Source organism: Ideonella sp. P3_A4, assembly GCF_056403075.1.
Genome location: NZ_JBFUGE010001210.1, coordinates 1 through 885, shown reverse-complemented (window position 1 = coordinate 885; position 885 = coordinate 1). Strand labels below are relative to the sequence as shown.

Here is an 885-nt window from a genome sequence, read left to right as displayed (position 1 = left end):
CCGAAATACTGGTGGTACTCGGCCATCGAGCCGAGCGGCCAGGGCCGCAGCGTCAACGGCGTGTTGTGGTTGTCGGCCCACTCGGTATGACCGACGAAGGCGGGCACCGCCGTGGCCACCTCGACCACGGAGTTGGGGAAGGCGTTCTTCTCGACGATGTAGACGCCCGGAGTTTTCATGACACCCATCGGTTTCTCCTGTGTGGGTCAGCGGCTGACGAAAATTTCCGAGACGGCCTGCCGGCCATTCGGCCCGCTCTCGTACTGAAGCGCCGACGGCCGCGGAGCCGGCAGCTGGGACACGACGACCCGGGTTGCCGCTGCGGAATGCCCCGCGCGCAGCTGCAACCCGGTGGGCGCGCGCTCGGCCAATGGCAACGGCGCCCGCGAACGAAAACAATGCGCTCGCCGCGCATCGGCATTGCCGAGGGGGGTGAGCCCCAGCGCGTCGAAGCTGCGGGCGCCCGAGGTGTCGACGATGGTCAGCACCTTCTCTTCCCATTCCCCCAGCAGCCAGTAGCACCAAATGCTGTGCCGGCTGTGCCATTGCAGCGTCTGGCGCTGGCCCAGGCCGTCCAGCCAGTTGGCCTCGTCGGCGTCGCCCAGCGGAATGCGCAGGGGCTGCGCCGCGGCGTCTTCGGTGTAGAAGGCGAAGGCCGGATCGAGGCTGCTCACGCTGAAGTTCAGCATCAAAGGCGGCGGGGCGGCGTGCGCCTCTTGCCACAGATCAGCCAGGCGGTGCTCGGGCGCATGCAGGCTCAGGCTGTGGTCGTTGGTGCGCAGCACCAGCTCGAACGCTCTGATGAGTTCGCTGCAGCGCGTCGTGGGCTCGAAGCGCATCGCRCGGCAAAGGCCATCCGCGAAATAGTCGTGGCGTGTCTCCACA

General features: G+C 67.3%; 1 protein-coding gene and 1 pseudogene. Both read right to left on the bottom strand.

Annotated features, from left to right (window positions below):
* Nucleotides 1-188, bottom strand: a pseudogene (locus AC1DYI_RS37040) (phage tail sheath family protein); the annotation flags it as partial.
* An 18-nt stretch (nt 189-206) separates the two neighbouring features.
* The coding region (locus AC1DYI_RS37035) for a hypothetical protein (RefSeq protein WP_477209056.1) at nt 207-885 on the bottom strand (679 nt) is incomplete at its 5' end.